Here is a 17,301-nt window from a genome sequence, read left to right on the forward strand (position 1 = left end):
TATTTCCCGCGGTACCACCCTCGTTAGCGCGGTTTTAAGCCGCACTCACTTGATACTTTTAACGCAGTTATGCGTCAGCGGTTTTGCCGCTGCAACTCTGAGGCGAGTTCGGAAACAGACTTGATTGACTTGCACCGGCCGTCAACTCTCTGATTGCAAAATCTGCTTCTTACTGCTCCTCTTCACTGTTCTTATCGCTACCGTAATCTTACCTGTATTTTATAGAATTCTGTTCATAAGTGCAAGCAGGTTTGTATACAATGGGAATGTACCCAGAACGGGTCATGAGCGGGGATATTATTTTGATGGAGGATTTTTTTGCTGGTGTGGTTTTGCTTCGGCCGAATCACTGTTTTGTTCTCTGACAAAATCAAAGCTCCTGAGAACAGCTTCTCCGCCGTAGCCTGCGATTATGGATAAGATGACGAGTTGAATTCCTGAATCGGGGTCAGCGGATAAGACAAGTAAGATGGAAGCAGCCATTCCGATAAAACCATCTTCCAAAAAACCGAGATAGATAAACCGCTTTGTCATTCTGGGTTTCTCCAGCCTGCCTCTCTTTTTCACATGACCGAGAACCCCCATGATGCCTCCAATTACACAAGCAATTATTACCTGATGCAGCATCTTCATCACCTTCCTAAAGCCCTTATTTAGTAAAGCGACTTCAGGCCATCCAGCCCCCTTACGAATACGATGATATTCGATATCTACATACCGGCGATTGAGCAGGAAAGTAAAAAGCTTGTTTCTTCCATTATATGTGAACACATGATCGGTAAGCTTGATGCATTAGATTCATTTTTCACCCAGTGACAATGACCTAGTCACTTACTTAGCAATGTGTGCCTTCCCCTTATATATTCAGTGTATATGAGGACAAGCCCGAATGACAAATTGCAAACTTCGGCTGCTTGAATCAGAACATATGTTATGCTACGGTTACTGTAGATTCATTTAAAAAGGGGAGAAACAACGGCTGAAAAAGCGCACTGCTTTACGGCCAAAAGGGGGTTTTACATGGCTGACTCAAATGTATTCGGAAAACTGGAGCAGCTGGAGCTTATCAAAAAGGCGCTTGATCACGCACGCATCGGCGTGGTGATTACAGACCCCTCTCTTGAGGACAATCCCATCATATATACAAATCAGGGATTTATGGATATGACAGGCTACTCTTCCGAAGAGATATTAGGTAAGAACTGCAGATTTCTGCAAAGCAAAGAAACCGACCGTCAACAAGTCGCGAAAATAAGAAAGAGCTTAAACCAGAAAGAAAAGATCACGGTGCGGCTGAAAAACGTCAAAAAAGACGGCACCCCGTTTTGGAATGAACTCAACATTGATCCTCTGTATGTTGAAGACAAGCTCTATTTTGTCGGTTTTCAAAAAGACATTACAGAGCAGAAAGAATACGAAAAGCTCCTTGAGGATTCCCTCGCAGAAATCACGACGCTGTCAACGCCGATTGTTCCGATCCGAAACGGCATCTCCGCTTTGCCGTTAGTGGGAAACTTAACGGAAGAACGATTTGATTCAATCGTGACAACTTTGACGGACATATTAACCGCATCTAAAGATGATTACTTAATTATAGACTTATCAGGTCTGGCCGAGGTAAACGAACAGACCGCAGACCGGATTTTCAAATTGCACCATCTGCTTAAATTAATCGGCACGGAATTGATTATCACCGGGATCAAGCCTTCCCTCGCCATGAGAATAAATCAGCTTGATGCCAGCTTTTCTTCATTAAAGACATATTTAAACGTTAAGGACGCGGTCAACGTGCTTCCGGTCGTATAAACAAAAAAATCCCGCCGAAACAGCGGGATTCTTTTATGTCGTCATCGCACTTGGACGTTTTGTTTATTAACGGTTTTCAAGCGTTTGTCGTACAGCACCGTCGCTGCGATGCTGACAACAAGAAGCACCATCAGGATCAACAGCAGCACGCTCATGCCGTACTGATCAACCAGCACGCCGCCAAGGAGCGGCCCGATCATTCTGCCGCCCGTCGCCGCACTGTTGACGAACCCTTGGTAAAACCCTTCTTTCCCCTTAGGCGCAAGCTGATTGGCAATGGTAGGCACGGCAGGCCAGACAAGCATTTCTCCGACGGTTAAAATCACCATTGCGGTGAGGTACATCGGAAATTGCTTGGCGCTGAGAAGCACGCCGAACGAGACGATAAAAATACAAAAGCCGATGACCATCTGCGTTTTTAACGCACCGGACCATTTTTTCAGAACAGCTCCTATGAGAGGCTGTCCGGCGACAATTAATATTCCGTTTACGGTCCAGAGCACACTGTATAATGAAAGCGGCATACCGATGCTTTGAGTATGTGACGCAACGGTTGTGGACCACTGCGAATAGGCAATCCACCCGAGAACATACCCGCCGCTCAATATGAGAAGCGCCGGAAATTTCGTTCTGCTGCTGACAGGCTCGTAGTCCAGGACAGAAACCTGGCTCGCATTTCCGGTTTTGATATTTCGAAACCCGAAAAATACGATAAGGAAAAACAGCACATACAGCAAAGCATTGGCTAAAAACACGTACGTAAACGAGTACGCCGCAACCATCCCGCCGAGTGCCGAGCCCACGGCGACACCTGCGTTCTGAGCTACATAGATCGCATTAAAAGCTCTCCGCCCGCCTTCTTTCCATACCGCTCCCGCCATGGCATAACTGGCCGGAAACACGATACCGGAACCGAAGCCGACAACGGTGAGCAGCCAAATATAAACGGGCCATTGGTGAAACAGAACGAGTCCGAGAAGACTAGCTAATGTGATCATAATGCCCAGCATAATGGATTTGAATCCGCCGATTTTATCAAACAAAAATCCGCCGCATAAATTCCCCGCCACACTGGCACCGGAATTCAGCATCAGAACAATCCCCGCAACAGTCAGCGATTTCCCTAAATGATTATGAATATAGATCGTATTCAGCGGCCACAAAAAAGATGCGCCCGTCACATTGATAAACATTCCGATGATTAATATCTTCAAAGCGCGCGGCATACCGATCCCCCTCTCTCTATAAAAAACCCCATGAAAAAACGGAAACCGCAAGCCGCGGCTCCGTATCGAACACGTTATCATAGCACATTCATTCTATCGCCGCGGACGTCTTTTTTCAACATCAGAATCCGAAAAAAATAATGCCGGAATGTTGAAAAAATTACAAATGATTGGATTCACAAAAACAGGCCGGCCTCACGCTCTTTTCCTCAGCAGCCAAAACGGAATATACAGAATAAAAAAGCTCAATATCACCGCCGCTTCCATTGATAGAAGATACCACGGCCAAGGTCCGAAAACATTCAGAAGCGAAGCGGTCTTCGGTTTTTTCATTAAATATAGGTAATTTGCATTCAGCACACGATCAATAAAAAAGACACACGCCCCGTACAGATTTACGATCAGCACCGATACCCACAGCCCGCGCGCCGACGGCCTGTACCTTTCTGAAGCAGCCATGAATAGACAGGTAAGAAAAACACAGCCGTGGGAGACGAAAAACACGATGTACCGAAAATGAGGGAAAGAATACGCCCCTAAATCAGGTGTTGCCATCGCCTGTATAGCGCTGCCCAAACCGGCAAAATAGAGGAAGGCGAACAGTTTTTTGCTTTTTGTCATGACCATCAGCATCGCCAAATAGACGGAAAGGTCGCTCAGCTGCAGCGGCAGAGCTGTTTTCAGCGACCAGGCATGATGACAAAGCAGCCATATATGATAGCTGATCTGCGACACGGCAAGGAGAATGAATAGTACATAGCGGAAAACGCGATTCGGCCGGCCGTGGTTGAGCTTTTTCCGGAACATGATCACGCCCGCCCCCAGCAATCCGATGATCAACAGCGTGAAAATGTGTTCCTTGGAAAAAAGATGAAAGGCCCCTGTTTCAGATTTCAATTGAAAATACTTCTGCATAAGGCTCCCCCGCGCGAAAAAATGACGTATGTCTATTCTTTTAAAAATCGCTTTCTTCTATTCATACAAAAAAAGCCTCCGCTTATGCGGAGGCTCCTCAACTTGTTTTACAAGGCGGATTGAATGACCTTTTTATAGTATAGCACCGACAGCATGCCGAAGATGGAGTACAGCAGCGTATACAGCGCCATGACGATGATCATCGGCGTCCACACTTCCGTTCCGAATAAAAACCATCCTGACTGAACGGCAAAATAGCTGTGGAACAGCCCGAGAACGAGCGGAATCCCGAAATGATACGCCTGCTTCCGGCGGATGCCTTTCAGCAGATCTCCCGTTGTGAAGCCGAGCTTCCGCAATATCGTGTAATCAGCCTTCTCATCCTCACACTCGCCCATTTGTTTAAAATAAAGGATACAGCCTGAGGTGATCAGAAAGGTTAACCCCAAAAAGCCGACAATAAACATGATCAGCCCCATGTTTTTCTTTTGGGTGTCAGCCGTTTCAAATTGCGAAAGCGCGCCGTCTGAATAGTGCTGCGCCTGAAACAGACCATCAGCTTTTTGGATGTCCTCTTCACGTTTGAGTGTAATGCCGAAAAACCGATTTGATTTTCCCTGAATGGACGGGTCGATATCTTTCTCGATCCGGTCGAATACCTGCTGCGTGACGATAACGGTCGGCAGCCCTCCGCTTGTAAATGTATATGACAGGAGGAAGTCGTTCTTCAAGCCCTTATACGCCAGCGGTATTTTATCCGTTTTGCCGTTTATATCAATGGAACCTGACGTTTTCAGGTCGAGAAATCTTTTCATCATATCATTATATCCGGTAAACACGGCTTCTCCGTCAGAAAGCTCCGTCCCTTCTGCGTCTTTCTCGCTTATAATCGGCAGCGCCAAGCTGGACGGGTCTTGTTGAAAGTTTTTCATATCGCCGTTTATGATGTTCTTCATATTGACACCGGCTTGAATGGTCTTGATTGTTTTCACTTTGTGTTCAATTCCGTCTTTCTTCAATAAAGCGGTAAATGAGTCAGTCTCCTTTTGGTTATCAAACGCAAAGTCCGCGGCTGTATTTTGCTCAGCCGATTTTTCCGCGGAGTAGTACGAGATATAGCTTAAAGACAGCAAACCGATTGCCAGCGCCGAAAGAGTCGTAATAATCGTCAGCAATACGGCGTTTGACTTCATCCGGAACATGATGGATGACAAAGACAGCACTTCACTGACATTCAGATACCCGCCTTTTGATTTCCGGATGAGATTTGCCAGAAAGCTGACCGAACCTTTATAAAACAGATAGGTTCCGATAATGACCGAGCCGAGAATAAACACCATTGCCGAAAACAGTTCATTCATGCTCGTAAAACTGCCTCCGAATAAATGCGCGGACACGGCATAGCCGGCGATAATGGCCGCGATACCGACAACGCCGATCGACATCTGCACCCAAGAAAGCCGTCTTATGCCGCTTTCTGACGATGACGCGGTTTTAAATAAAGACAAAATGCTTTGCCGTTTAATAAATAAGTAATTCATCACCATAATCAGCAGGTAAATTGCCCCGAACACAATTAACGTCTGAACGAGCGCCTTGCTTGAAAAAAACAGTGAGACAGAGGCTTTCACACCGACTGTATGAAACAGCATCATCATACATAATTTCGAGAGAGAAAAGCCGGCAAAAATACCGATCCAAATCGATCCGAAATACAAAATGAAATTTTCTGTGCTGAGTATGCGGAAAATGTGCATTTTCGTCATGCCGATTAATCGGAATAAGCCGATTTCCCGGCCGCGCCGTTTAATAAAAATGGTGTTGGCGTATAAAAGAAATACCGACACGATCGCCACAAGCAGTACAGAGGCGGCCCGGATTGCCGCCGCTCCTTTTATGGAGCTTTTCATTTCATCAAGCGCCGGATCGTATTGCATCGTTACAAATGCGAAATAAAGGGCGGCGCTGAACACCAGCGCAAAAACGTAAAGGTAATAGTTTTTCATATTCTTTTTCAGATTCTGGAAGATCAAATGATGAATACTCATGCCTGAACCCCGCCCAATACACTTTGCGTTTTCATAATATCCTGAAAAAAGTCCGGTCTGTCCTGGCCGCCTTTATTCAGCTGTGTATACACACGGCCGTCTTTAATGAAAACCACACGGCCGGAATAGCTGGCGGCAACCGGATCATGCGTCACCATCACAATGGTGGCGCGGCGTTTTTGATTTAGACGGCTGAGTTTATTCAGTAAATCCATGGCAGCCTTTGAATCGAGCGCTCCGGTCGGCTCATCAGCAAAAATAATGCCCGGTTCGTGAATAACAGCTCTTGCGGCAGACGTCCGCTGTTTTTGCCCGCCGGAAATTTCACTCGGATACTTATGTCGCAAATCATAGATCCCAAGCTCCTCTGCCGTCTCGGCAAATCGCAGGTCCGCCTCTTTCTTAGACATTTTCGTAATGGATAACGGCAGGAGTATGTTTTCCTTCACGGTCAGCGTGTCCAATAAATTATAATCCTGAAAAATAAAGCCGAGATGCCGTTTTCTGAATTCGGCAAGCTGTTTTTCTTTCATGGATGTAATCTCCGTCTCATTCAGTTTAATGGTGCCCGCGCTCACTTTATCAATGGAGGAAAGCACATTCAAAAGGGTCGTTTTCCCTGATCCCGACGGGCCCATAATGCTGACGAATTCCCCTTTGTGAATCTGAAGATCAATTCCTTTCAGCACCTCTTGTTTATTCAGCTTGTTTCCGTAGCTTTTTTGGATATTGCCTGCTTCTAAAATCATCGCGTTATGATTCTCCTTTTACATTGGTTATCTTTATTTTAAAAACAGAAGCCGTTTTTTTCGTTTGATTAAGCGAACAAAAGAGAAAAGCATGTGACACTTTTGTCACATGCTGAACATGCTGACGGCATCGTTCTGTTTCGGAAACACCAAGGTAAAAACCGTGCCGCTTTCCGGCTCAGAGCGCACGCTGATCCGGATGAGAAGAGGAGCCGCAGCTTTTTGAGCCAAATACAGGCCCATCCCCGTTGATGCGTGATCTCGCCTCATTCGCGTCGAGGTAAATCCCTTTTCAAAAATGCGCGGAAGATCTTTGGGCTCGATGCCGATGCCGCGGTCTTCGATATCCACATGCACCTGGCTGTTTTGTTCATAGCTTTTTACGGTAATGTCATCCGCCTCACTGTATTTGACGGCATTGCTTAACAGCTGCCTGATGATGAAGGAAAGCCATTTTCCGTCACTGTGAACGTCTGGTGAATCAAGCTGAATGTCAAACCCGATCCCTTTTTGTATACACCATGATTGCAGATTTTTAATTTCTTTGAAAACGAGCGGTCTGAGCTGAATGCGCTGGAATGATAAATCATTTTCAATAAAGGACAATCGTTTCTGATGAAGCTGCTGGTCCAGAAGATGGTGAATCCGCAGCCATTCATACAGCAAAGGGGCTTTCAACGGCTGTTCATCAAGGCGCTCGATCATGAGATGCATCGCTGTCAGCGGTGTTTTGACCTCGTGAATCCATGACATCAGATCGTCCTTTTCATGCTCTGACGCCGTCTGAAGATGAAGTGAACTTTTTCTTAACTGCTCTGTCTGCCCTTCAATGCTTTCTTCAACGATAGACTCAAACGGACTTTCAGGCGCTTTAAGATAAGACATGTCTAAATTGGCGTCCCACTCTCTTAAGCTTTTATAATAGGCGGTCTCTTTACGATAGCCGAACAAGAGAAATACAAGAAACACAAGAAGCGACAGGTAAACGAAATACAGCACCGAAAAAAACGGAATAGACGGATCAATATATGCCGCAAAAAGGAGCACAGCCTGCTGCAAAAGAAACATCGCGATCCAGCTTTTTCTTTCGAGCAGAAATGATTTAATCATAAAGACCGTCTTCTTCCTTTGCGATGTATCCCTGCCCCACCTTGGTTTCAATCATTTTCCCGATGCCTAATTGATCGAGTTTTTTCCGCAGCCGGTTGACATTTACCGTCAGCGTATTATCACTGACGAAACGCTCATCATTCCATAGGCTTCTGATGAGTTCTTCCCGGCTGACGATTTTATTTTTCTGCTCAGCCAGCAGTTTTAAGATCAGCATTTCGTTTTTGGTCAGCTCGACCGAACCGTTTTTACGGCTGACCGTGTTGGTTTCTGTGTCAATGACCGCCCCGCACCATCTTTTCATCAGCGCCGGTTCTGTGCCGTATTGGTGCACACGGCGGAACACCGCCTGTATTTTCGCGATTAACACATCAAAGTGAAAAGGCTTCTGAATAAAATCATCTGCCCCGAGCTGCATCGACATGACCATATCCGCGGGATGATCGCGCGAGGACAAAAAGAGAATCGGCACGTTTGATTGGGAGCGTATCATTCTGCACCAATGAAAGCCGTCAAATTTCGGCAGCTGTACATCAATGATCACCAAATCAGGCTTGATTTCGGAAAACTCCCGGATGACCCGGCTGAAATCTTTTATTCCGTGCACCGCAAATGACCAGCCCGTTAATCTCTCTTTCATCTCGTGAAATAAAGTGTTATCATCTTCTATTAACAAAATGTGAAACATGGTATCCGCCCTTTTCTGATAAATAGAGGAAAAACCGGCTGATGTCCAGCCGGCTTTTTTCCTTTACAGTTCTCTTCTTAATGCGGTCAGAACGTTGGTTTTTGTCGCTTTGCGGGCCGGATTCATACCGGAAATCACCGCGACCCCCGCACAAATGACAACTGCGATCACAACGAGGCTGAGCGGGATATAGGAGAAGGTATAATGAAGATCTTCAGCTCCGGTATTTCCCCCTACCGCTTTCAAAATAACCGGCACAGCCAGATTGACGGCAAAACTCACTCCGTAAGAAATGATAATCCCGATGACAGAACCTAATATCCCGATATAGGCGCTTTCCATCAGGAACATTCTGCGGATGATGGACGGGCTTGCGCCGATCGCTTTCATAATCCCGATTTCCTGCGTTCGTTCCGTCACCGCCATCGTCATCGTGTTGAAAATACCGATAGCAGAAATCACGACGGCGATAAAGCCGACAAAGATCAGGCCGATTTTAAAGACGAGGAAAAAGGTGTTGACGCCCTTCAGCTCGGTAGTGACAGATCTGACATAAAAGCCGTCATCCGTGAGGTCATGGGTAAGCTGATCGACATGATCGAATTTGTCCGCATACACATTGATGCTTTTTTCCGCATTTCCATTCTTCAGATCCAAGAATGTCGAGAAGTCTTTCTTGAATTGATCACTCACAAAAATATTTGTATCCTCCATCCAATCTTGGGACGGTTTTTTTGTAATTCCGACTACTTTAAAGTCGTACGTTTTCGTTTTCTCAACGTCTCCGTCTTTGTTTGTTTTGGAGATGCTCAGCTGTATCGTTTTATTAAGCAGGTCTTTCGTATAGCCTTTTGGTTTTTTCACCTCCGACATGTCGCCTTGGTGATCCTTTAACTCTTTGTCGTAAGCGTCAGCCTCTTTTTTCGTCAATAGGTTCTTCGCAAAATCATAGCCGACCACGATTTCATTCTCTGTGCGGGCGACTCTTCCCTGATCAAGCTCCATATTGGCTTTGACTTCATCGTTCATGTTTGTCAGCACAATGGCTGAATCTTCATTTGTTCGGTTTCCCAATGACGCTTTGTTCGGTTCATACACTTGTGTTCTTTCAACGACAGACTTGACATTTTTATACTTTTCCAAGTCTGATTTCTTCACGGCTTTTCCGTTTTCTTGGCCGAGTACGTTGATTTCCGTAACAATTTGCTGGCTCATCGTAATGTCTGTAATCGTTTTTTGGATGCCGAATCCGACGGAAGCCAGCACCACTAAAAACGCGCACGCCATTGTCGTCGCCAGCACCGTCATGAAAACACGCAGCCGGTTTTTCTTCATATTTCTTCTGATAAAGTGAATCTGATCCTTAAATCTCAACAGTAACGCCCCCTTTTAATACACCGTCATGCAGCTGGAATTTTGAATGCGCGATCGAAGCGACTTCATCGTCATGCGTAATGATGACAAATGTAATCCCGCGCTCCCGGTTCAGCTGCTGAATTAATGCAAGCACCTCAAGTTCCGTCTCTGAATCAAGGCTTCCCGTCGGCTCATCAGCTAAAATAATCGACGGATTTAAAATCAGGGCTCTTGCGATACTGACACGCTGCTGCTGGCCGCCTGACAGCTCATTCGGATAATGATTCGCATGATTCTCAAGTCCGACCCGTTTCAGCATATCCGCGACTTTCTGCTTGCGTTCAGACGGTTTGACGCCTTTTAAGGCAAGCGGCATTTCAACATTTTCATAGGTTGTCAGACTCGGAATGAGCTGAAAACTTTGAAAAATAAAGCCGAAATGCCCGAGGCGGAACTGCGCCCACTCTTTTTCACTGAAGCCCGTCACATCAGTGCCGTTAATGACGATACGGCCCTTCGTCGGCGCTATGTACCCGGATATTAAATTCAGAAGTGTTGATTTTCCGGAACCGCTCCGACCGACGATACAGGCAATTTCCCCTTTTTCAACGGTCAAAGAGACATCCTTCAATACCGGAACCTCACTCTCTCTGCCTTTCCTGCCGATTTTAAATGAATGATCAATATGCTGTACTTCTATCACGTACACCACTCCCCCTTATATCTGTTTCGTTTTTTTATAGATGAAGTAATAACTGATGAAAAACCCGATAACCGCGCCGATAAGCATGCCGAATATGTAACCGGTATACGAACCGTTATAAGCATATCCGCATACCCCCGCACTTCCCAGCATACTGAGCACCATGACGAGCACTTGAATGGTGCGTTCAATGTGTTTGCTTAGGATAAAATGTCCGCTTCGTTCACTCGGCGTTTTCAGGAAATTCGCATAGCCGAATAGATAGAAACAAAATCCCATTAATGCGGAGATTAACAATGCGTGTTTCATGTAATACATCCATGATAAATGAATGTAAGCGGCAGGCATGAAATAGATCAGAAACCCGCTCCAAGGGAAATCAATATCCGGCACAGCCTGCCTGCCAAAAAGGAACTCAGCGTTTAACAGGTAAATCGTCATAACCACGATCGGAAAGACGGAAACCGTGAACGCTGTGATCAGCTGCGCCGCTAAATTGCCCGTTATCGTGCCGGCAGCTGTCACTAATGCATAAATCATCAAGCTGATGACCAGCATCCCTGAGCTGAACGATTGAAAATGATGGACAGCGTCAGGTTTAAGCGCTAGAAACAATAGGTCAGATACTCCGTAAGAAACAAATTGCGAGCCGGCTAACACGGCTGCTCCCAAGAAAAACTTCGTATGAAATATCCGGCTTCTCGAATACGGAAGACTCAGTGTAAACATCCTTTCAGCCCGGCCTCCTCTTATCAGAAAAAGCCCCATCATAACCGGAGGAATGAAATGCAGCCCAATCAAATTCCGATTGCTGTAATCAATGCTGAACGTACAAACTGAACCTGAATATTGATGAAGCGCACTCAAACAATCCTTATAGTGAAAATACTCATTTATAATTGCCAAAGGGCCTAAAATAGCTAAGAACCCCGCTGTAAGGAGCAGCAGCGTCTGCCGCTGCTTCCATTCTTTATAAAGCAAACCGCTAATCGGCACCTTGCCTTCCTCCAAACTGTTCATTTTCAAACAGATCTACATATGCTTTGACTTCCTGTAAACCGTAAAATAACTGATGAAAAACCCGATAATCGCGCCGAAGATAATGCCGGCTAAATAGCCGAACATCGTGTCTGTGACCCCATATCCGAAAACGCCGAAACCCATAACAGCAAAGGCAATCACCAAGATCTGCACCGGCCGGTCCAATTTTCTCCAAAGAAAGAATCTGCCGTTCCGTTCATTCGGATGTTTCAGAAAGCTGACATAACCGATCAGATAAAAGACAAGGCTCATCACAATCGGAATGATTAAAACCAAATCCCTTTCTCTGATCCAGTCGTTAAACACATATCCAATAGGGGTTACAAATATAAAAAGACGGGATTCGATATAACTGCTGATAAAAGAAAATTGATCTCCGACACTAAAATCGAAAACGACCTCCAAATTCGCGGCCGGCAGACCGATGAGTAAAAAGGGCAGAACCGTGACGGTAAACGCCGTTAACAGCTGGGCGAATATCTGTCCCGTTAATGCGCCGGATGCCATTAACAAGGCGTAAGCCATAAAACTGATGACAATCATTCCGATTGAAAAATGATCAAAATCGTACGTATGGCGCGGTTTCAGCAAAGATATCAGCAATGACGCCGCTCCATAGCCTATCGCCTGAGGAACAACAATGACTGCCCCGCCGAGCCAGAATTTCATCTGAAAGATTTGGCCTCTGCTGTAAGGCATGCTTAACAAAGCATCCATCGTTCCCTTTGTCCGTTCCAAGCCTAATAAGAAGACAGCAATGATGACACTCACAACCCAGCTGAAGGAAAGAGGCGACCCATTCGTATAATTGACAACGAATTCACAATCTTGAAGAGCTGGGTTATTCAAACATTCTTGATATGTTGAGTAGTTGTTATAAACCATAAAAGGGTTTGCCGCCATTAAAAGAATGCCGCTGCATAAAAACAACCACTGATTTTTCTTCCATTCTGTGTACAACAATCCCCGCGGTATCATTCCGGTCCTCCTCTCTTACACATGCTTCGTTTTTTTATAAATCACAAAATAACTGACTAAAAATCCGACCGCTCCCCCGACAATCATCCCGGCCACATACCCTGTCATCGTATGTCCCGTCGAGTACCCCGCCAGGCCAAAACCGAGAACGGCGATTATGATCACCACAATCTGAATGGGCCGGTCAAGCTGTCTCCAGAGAAAAAAACGGCCGTTCCGTTCCACCGGCTGCCTGACATAGCAAAAGTACCCGATGGCATAAAATACAATGCTCATCACTGCCGGGATAATTAATATATACTTGCTGGCAGATACCCAATCTGTATCAATGTACATGATCGGATTCAAGTATTGAAAAAGATTGTATACTTTGATATAAGCATCGACTGACGGCATCAGCTCATACATGCCGGCTCCGAAGATGACTTCTACATTGGACAATGGCAACGTAATGATCAAGTATGGTGATATCGACACAGTAAACGCCGTTAACAGCTGGGCGAACGTATTGCCCGTTAAGCAGCCTGCGCTCGCAACCAATGTAAAAGCCAAAACACTCACAATAATCTCTCCGACGCTGTAATGGTGAAAGAAATATACGCGCTCAGGCTTTAACAGAAGAATGAGCAGCTCAGCCAGCCCGTAGCCGATCACCTGAGCGCCGGTAATGAGCGCCGCCCCGAGCCAAAATTTAGTGTGAAACACCTGAGCGCGGGAATAAGGCAGACTGAACAGCGCATCAATCGTTCCTTTCGTACGCTCCAGTCCGAATAAGCAAACCGCTAAGATGACAGCGGGCGCCCAGTTTAAGTTCAGCATTCCGCTCTCCAGAGAATTCACATAAAAGTTACAATATGCTTCCGGGGTGTCCAGACAGCCTTGATAGACCAGATAGGTATTTAACACTTCAAACGGATTGACCGCCGCTAAAAAAATACCGACCATCACAAGAACAGTTCGATTCTGCACCCATTCCCTGTACAGCAATCCCCTGTCTACCATCTTCGGTTCCCTCCAAACTTCGCGATGAAGACTTCTTCTAAGTTCACAGGAAGTTCGTTCCATACTTTCGGCTGCAGCTCTTGCAGAAAGTTCTTTTTCTTTTCATCGTTCTTTTGAATCAGCACCGTATAAAACACACCGGCATGGTCGAGAATCGGTATGTTTTGTTCTCTGATCTTCAAGGCGACGTTTTCTTCAAATGCCATTTGGATTTTCATGTACTCTTCCTTCATATCATCCAAGTCCATCACATTCGTCAGCTGATTTCCTTCCAAAAACCCGATCCGGTTGCACATTCGCTCAATATCTTCTAAACGGTGTGAGGTAATCAGAATGCTCGTTTCCCGTTCAGCCACTTCATCCACCATAAGCTGAAGCACATCATGACGCGTTACGGCGTCAATTCCGTCCGTCGGTTCATCCAAAAGGATAAGTGCCGGGCGTGAAGCAAAGGCAAGGACGAGCGCAAGCTGTTTTTTCAGGCCTGTCGATAATTCACGGTATTTCTTCGTTTCCGGAATGCCGTACCTGTTCATCAGCTCATTGGCGTAAGTCACATCAAAATTCGGATAGATTCTGCTTATAATCGCAACAAGCTGTTTATATGTATACTTGTCATAAAAAGGATTTTCAACAGGCATATAAATGATGTTCTGTTTTACTTTCGGATGCCGCTTTATTTCCACCTGATTAAATAAAACCGTCCCTTGATCCGGCAGCAGAATCTGCTGAATGAGCCGGAGCAGTGTTGTTTTCCCTGATCCGTTTCGCCCGAGCAGCCCGAAAATCTCCCCTTTTCCGATGGTGAGCGAAATATCCTTGAGCACTTCTTTACCGTCTATCGTTTTTGAGAGATTCCGCAATTCAATCATGATCCTTGCCTCCTTTCACATCAGCGCTGATTTCCTTTATCCATTCCTGCAGCTTCTCCAGCTCAACTCCCGCGTAATGGGCATCGATGATGAGCTGTTTCAATTGCTCTTTTATCATCGTCATCTTCCCTTCAACCAATGTCGTTTTTGCATTCTCCGATATATACGTTCCTCTTCCCCTCAGCGTTTCAATGACACCATCGCGTTCGAGCTCCTTGTACGCTTTGCTGACTGTGTTCGGATTGGCGATAATGATCGTTGCCAATTCCCTGACAGAAGGAAGTTTATCCCCCGGCTTCATGATCCCTTTTAAACAAAGCTCTTTCAGTTGCTGTATGATCTGCTCATAAATCGGAGTTGAGCTTCTCGGATCGATTTGAATCATTTACTTCCCTTCTTTCTTTTACGAGCTGCTCTCTTTCTTTAAATGTTCTGCCATTGAAAACCGATGACGACAAGAACGACAAAAAGACTGCTGGCCAAAACCGAGGCGGCGATAATAAGAGGCACATCTTGTTTTACGGATCTTTTGTTTTTCATGAAAGTTCCCCTTCCCTATGCTTAACATTTATATGTCGATTTCATTTTTTGAGTGTTTTATGTGTATTACATCAAGTAGTACACATAATACAATAAACACACTCCGCCCTATTGTCAATTCTTTTTTTAAAAAAATACAAAAAAACCCGCCGGGATTCCGGCAGGTTTGCTGAACCATTTGAAACGGCGCGGTCAGTAATCAAAATTACGCTGCAAAATCATATTGTTTTGCAAGGTCTGCAGCTGCAATCTCATTCGGTAAAGCTGCTCTCTTTGCTGATCATTCGCAGATAATGACAGCTTGTTTAATTCATTCACCGCGTTTTCAAGCATCATTTGCGCTTCACTGTACTCATTATCATTATAATGCTCTTGTTTCGAAGCGGTCATAAATTGCTCATTCGCAAATTCATACGCCTGTTCGCTTCTTTGGAGATGTTCATCTACTGATTGTCTTGTTGCCAACGAAACCCCTCCTCAGTGAATGGGAAATCAAACTTAGTTTGAGCGGACCAAAAATAATAACACCCGAAGGTTGAAGGAAAGAGAACCAAATTTTCCGTGTTTAACTAAAGGAATGAGAATCCTGCCTGCAGTCATAATAAACAAAAGAAAGCCGCATCCTGTTTTCAGATTGTGAACCCCCATCATTCATGCTACAATTTTAGGATGCATCTGATGTGAGGGAGGCTTTTTGAACATTGAACGAGAATAACCCTTTTCCTTATTCAAATACGGAAAAACGGTACCATACATTAAATTATCATCTGCGGGAGCATTTCGGGCATAAAGTGTTTAAAGTCGCGCTTGACGGCGGTTTTGACTGCCCCAATCGGGACGGCACGGTTGCACACGGAGGCTGCACATTCTGCAGCGCGGCGGGCTCCGGCGATTTTGCCGGCAATCGGGCCGATGACTTACTCACGCAATTTCACGATATCAAAAACCGCATGCACGAAAAGTGGAAAGACGGCAAATATATCGCATATTTCCAAGCGTTCACGAATACGCATGCCCCGGTAGAGGAGCTGCGTGAAAAATTCGAATCCGTCCTCAAGCTTGACGGCGTTGTCGGCATGTCTATCGCGACCCGTCCGGACTGCCTTCCGGACGATGTCGTGGAATATTTGGCCGAACTGAATGAGCGGACATATTTGTGGGTTGAACTCGGGCTGCAGACCGTGCATGAGCGGACCGCCCTTCTGATCAACCGCGCCCATGATTTTGACTGCTATGTTGAGGGTGTCAATAAACTGAGAAAACACGGCATCCGCGTTTGTTCCCATATCATTAACGGGCTTCCGCTTGAAAACAGGGACATGATGATGGAGACGGCCAAAGCCGTCGCTGATTTGGATGTACAAGGCATTAAAATTCACCTGCTTCACTTATTAAAAGGCACACCGATGGTGAAGCAATATGAAAAAGGAAAGCTGGAATTCCTTTCACAAGAAGAATATGTAAGTCTTGTATGTGATCAGCTCGAAATCATTCCCCCGGAAATGATCGTTCACCGCATTACGGGAGACGGGCCGATCGAATTAATGGTCGGACCGATGTGGAGCGTCAATAAGTGGGAAGTACTGGGCGCCATTCAAAAAGAGCTGGAAACACGGGGAAGCTATCAAGGAAAGCTCTTCAGAAAGATCGGGGAGGAGACCGCCCTATGACCTTGATTCACATCCTCCCTTTCAGTAAAGAATTGCTGAAGTCCGCCGCACAGGAAGGTGATATCACAGTTGACGCGACGATGGGCAACGGACATGATACATATTTCCTGGCCGGCCTTGTCGGTGAGACAGGACATGTCCATGCCTTTGATATTCAAGCGGACGCACTCGCTAAAACGAAGGAGCGGCTCGGTGCCGACTTCGGCCCGCGCGTCACGCTTCACCATAAGAGCCATGATCAAATAAAGGCATCGCTGCCTGAAGATGCGCACGGTCGTGTGGCTTGCGCCGTGTTTAATCTCGGCTATCTGCCCGGCGGCGATAAAAGCATTACGACAAACGGCCACTCAACCATTTCCGCGATCGAACAGCTCCTTGAACTGCTGAAGGAGAACGGGCTGATCGTTCTCGTTGTGTACCACGGGCATCCCGAAGGCAAGACGGAAAAAAGTGCATTACTGGAGTACTGCAGCAATCTTGATCAGGAAAAAGCGCGCGTGCTGAGCTACGGCTTTCTCAACCAGCGAAACGACCCACCGTTTATTATAGCGATTGAAAAGAAATCTGCCGGCAAATAAAGAATCGGCCTGTCATAAG

The 17,301-nt window shown here is 45.8% G+C and carries 18 protein-coding genes and 1 other annotated feature (1 of these 19 running past the window's edge); of the genes, 3 read left to right on the plus strand and 15 right to left on the minus strand.

From position 1 onward, the window contains the following. Positions 1-195: a binding site (T-box leader), on the minus strand (it extends 19 nt beyond the left edge of the window). A 102-nt stretch (positions 196-297) separates the two neighbouring features. Continuing rightward, a complete protein-coding gene (locus SB847_RS10295; protein WP_015418038.1) occupies positions 298-633 on the minus strand; it encodes a DUF4257 domain-containing protein in 336 nt (111 codons plus the stop codon). A 387-nt stretch (positions 634-1,020) separates the two neighbouring features. Here SB847_RS10295 and ytvA point away from each other — a divergent pair, with 387 nt between their 5' ends. Further along, a complete protein-coding gene (gene ytvA, locus SB847_RS10300) occupies positions 1,021-1,806 on the plus strand; it encodes a YtvA family blue-light photoreceptor (protein ID WP_032873584.1) in 786 nt (261 codons plus the stop codon). A gap of 41 nt (positions 1,807-1,847) precedes the next feature. On the opposite strand, the gene SB847_RS10305 is transcribed toward ytvA, so the two are convergent. The 14 genes from SB847_RS10305 to SB847_RS10370 form a co-directional block, all read right to left on the minus strand. Then, complete coding sequence (locus tag SB847_RS10305; protein WP_410561278.1) at positions 1,848-3,032, minus strand: MDR family MFS transporter; 1,185 nt, start codon at positions 3,030-3,032, stop codon at positions 1,848-1,850. 195 nt (positions 3,033-3,227) lie between these two features. Further along, positions 3,228-3,947 (minus strand): YwaF family protein, encoded by a 720-nt coding sequence (locus SB847_RS10310; protein WP_285979128.1) that lies wholly within the window; start codon positions 3,945-3,947, stop codon positions 3,228-3,230. A gap of 107 nt (positions 3,948-4,054) precedes the next feature. After that, positions 4,055-5,995: an FtsX-like permease family protein gene (locus tag SB847_RS10315; RefSeq protein ID WP_032873578.1), complete on the minus strand. Its 1,941-nt coding sequence runs from the start codon at positions 5,993-5,995 to the stop codon at positions 4,055-4,057. Continuing rightward, positions 5,992-6,744 carry an ABC transporter ATP-binding protein gene (locus tag SB847_RS10320; RefSeq protein WP_007613227.1) on the minus strand — a complete coding sequence of 251 codons (753 nt, stop codon included), beginning with the start codon at positions 6,742-6,744 and terminating at the stop codon, positions 5,992-5,994. The genes SB847_RS10315 and SB847_RS10320 overlap by 4 nt, the downstream gene beginning before the upstream one ends. A gap of 105 nt (positions 6,745-6,849) precedes the next feature. After that, positions 6,850-7,854, minus strand: coding sequence for a sensor histidine kinase (locus SB847_RS10325; protein ID WP_410577660.1), 1,005 nt, complete (start codon positions 7,852-7,854; stop codon positions 6,850-6,852). Then, a complete protein-coding gene (locus tag SB847_RS10330) occupies positions 7,847-8,542 on the minus strand; it encodes a response regulator transcription factor (protein ID WP_014418686.1) in 696 nt (231 codons plus the stop codon). Before SB847_RS10330 ends, SB847_RS10325 begins: the two co-directional genes overlap by 8 nt. Positions 8,543-8,605: 63 nt before the next feature. Further along, positions 8,606-9,916: an ABC transporter permease gene (locus SB847_RS10335; protein ID WP_012118242.1), complete on the minus strand. Its 1,311-nt coding sequence runs from the start codon at positions 9,914-9,916 to the stop codon at positions 8,606-8,608. Next, on the minus strand, positions 9,906-10,601 hold the full coding sequence (locus SB847_RS10340) for an ABC transporter ATP-binding protein (protein ID WP_007408816.1): 696 nt from the start codon (positions 10,599-10,601) through the stop codon (positions 9,906-9,908). The genes SB847_RS10335 and SB847_RS10340 overlap by 11 nt, the downstream gene beginning before the upstream one ends. 15 nt (positions 10,602-10,616) lie before the next feature. Further along, positions 10,617-11,597 (minus strand): hypothetical protein, encoded by a 981-nt coding sequence (locus SB847_RS10345; RefSeq protein WP_045208551.1) that lies wholly within the window; start codon positions 11,595-11,597, stop codon positions 10,617-10,619. Between the two features lie 36 nt (positions 11,598-11,633). Next, on the minus strand, positions 11,634-12,620 hold the full coding sequence (locus SB847_RS10350) for an ABC-2 transporter permease (protein ID WP_410577663.1): 987 nt from the start codon (positions 12,618-12,620) through the stop codon (positions 11,634-11,636). A 15-nt stretch (positions 12,621-12,635) separates the two neighbouring features. Beyond that, entirely contained in the window at positions 12,636-13,622 is a 987-nt protein-coding gene (locus tag SB847_RS10355; protein ID WP_044801524.1) for an ABC transporter permease subunit, read from the minus strand. Continuing rightward, positions 13,616-14,494: an ABC transporter ATP-binding protein gene (locus tag SB847_RS10360; RefSeq protein ID WP_044801523.1), complete on the minus strand. Its 879-nt coding sequence runs from the start codon at positions 14,492-14,494 to the stop codon at positions 13,616-13,618. Before SB847_RS10360 ends, SB847_RS10355 begins: the two co-directional genes overlap by 7 nt. Then, positions 14,487-14,879: a GntR family transcriptional regulator YtrA gene (ytrA, locus tag SB847_RS10365; RefSeq protein WP_003152275.1), complete on the minus strand. Its 393-nt coding sequence runs from the start codon at positions 14,877-14,879 to the stop codon at positions 14,487-14,489. Before ytrA ends, SB847_RS10360 begins: the two co-directional genes overlap by 8 nt. A 347-nt stretch (positions 14,880-15,226) precedes the next feature. Next, complete coding sequence (locus tag SB847_RS10370) at positions 15,227-15,499, minus strand: YtzC family protein (protein WP_003152272.1); 273 nt, start codon at positions 15,497-15,499, stop codon at positions 15,227-15,229. Positions 15,500-15,735: 236 nt separating this feature from the next. Here SB847_RS10370 and mnmL point away from each other — a divergent pair, with 236 nt between their 5' ends. Together mnmL and mnmM are read left to right on the plus strand one after the other, a co-directional pair. Continuing rightward, the gene (gene mnmL / locus SB847_RS10375; RefSeq protein ID WP_007408822.1) at positions 15,736-16,704 is read left to right on the plus strand and encodes a tRNA modification radical SAM protein MnmL/YtqA; all 969 of its coding nucleotides are present in this window, start codon (positions 15,736-15,738) and stop codon (positions 16,702-16,704) included. Further along, positions 16,701-17,282 carry a tRNA 5-(aminomethyl)-2-thiouridylate-methyltransferase MnmM gene (gene mnmM, locus SB847_RS10380; RefSeq protein ID WP_410577666.1) on the plus strand — a complete coding sequence of 194 codons (582 nt, stop codon included), beginning with the start codon at positions 16,701-16,703 and terminating at the stop codon, positions 17,280-17,282. The genes mnmL and mnmM overlap by 4 nt, the downstream gene beginning before the upstream one ends. Positions 17,283-17,301: the final 19 nt, after the last annotated feature.

It is taken from the genome of Bacillus sp. SIMBA_026, assembly GCF_046535335.1.
In the GTDB taxonomy this organism is placed as follows: Bacteria; Bacillota; Bacilli; order Bacillales; family Bacillaceae; genus Bacillus; species Bacillus velezensis.

Excerpts from the sequence above, each read along its gene's own strand:
- SB847_RS10315 (WP_032873578.1), bottom strand. The coding sequence starts at position 5,995 with ATGAGTATTCATCATTTGATCTTCCAGAATCTGAAAAAGAATATGAAA.
- ytvA (WP_032873584.1), top strand. The coding sequence starts at position 1,021 with ATGGCTGACTCAAATGTATTCGGAAAACTGGAGCAGCTGGAGCTTATC.
- SB847_RS10305 (WP_410561278.1), bottom strand. The coding sequence starts at position 3,032 with ATGCCGCGCGCTTTGAAGATATTAATCATCGGAATGTTTATCAATGTG.
- SB847_RS10330 (WP_014418686.1), bottom strand. The coding sequence starts at position 8,542 with ATGTTTCACATTTTGTTAATAGAAGATGATAACACTTTATTTCACGAG.
- SB847_RS10310 (WP_285979128.1), bottom strand. The coding sequence starts at position 3,947 with ATGCAGAAGTATTTTCAATTGAAATCTGAAACAGGGGCCTTTCATCTT.
- SB847_RS10320 (WP_007613227.1), bottom strand. The coding sequence starts at position 6,744 with ATGATTTTAGAAGCAGGCAATATCCAAAAAAGCTACGGAAACAAGCTG.
- mnmM (WP_410577666.1), top strand. The coding sequence starts at position 16,701 with ATGACCTTGATTCACATCCTCCCTTTCAGTAAAGAATTGCTGAAGTCC.
- ytrA (WP_003152275.1), bottom strand. The coding sequence starts at position 14,879 with ATGATTCAAATCGATCCGAGAAGCTCAACTCCGATTTATGAGCAGATC.
- SB847_RS10325 (WP_410577660.1), bottom strand. The coding sequence starts at position 7,854 with ATGATTAAATCATTTCTGCTCGAAAGAAAAAGCTGGATCGCGATGTTT.
- SB847_RS10350 (WP_410577663.1), bottom strand. The coding sequence starts at position 12,620 with ATGATACCGCGGGGATTGTTGTACACAGAATGGAAGAAAAATCAGTGG.
- SB847_RS10355 (WP_044801524.1), bottom strand. The coding sequence starts at position 13,622 with ATGGTAGACAGGGGATTGCTGTACAGGGAATGGGTGCAGAATCGAACT.
- SB847_RS10295 (WP_015418038.1), bottom strand. The coding sequence starts at position 633 with ATGAAGATGCTGCATCAGGTAATAATTGCTTGTGTAATTGGAGGCATC.
- SB847_RS10360 (WP_044801523.1), bottom strand. The coding sequence starts at position 14,494 with ATGATTGAATTGCGGAATCTCTCAAAAACGATAGACGGTAAAGAAGTG.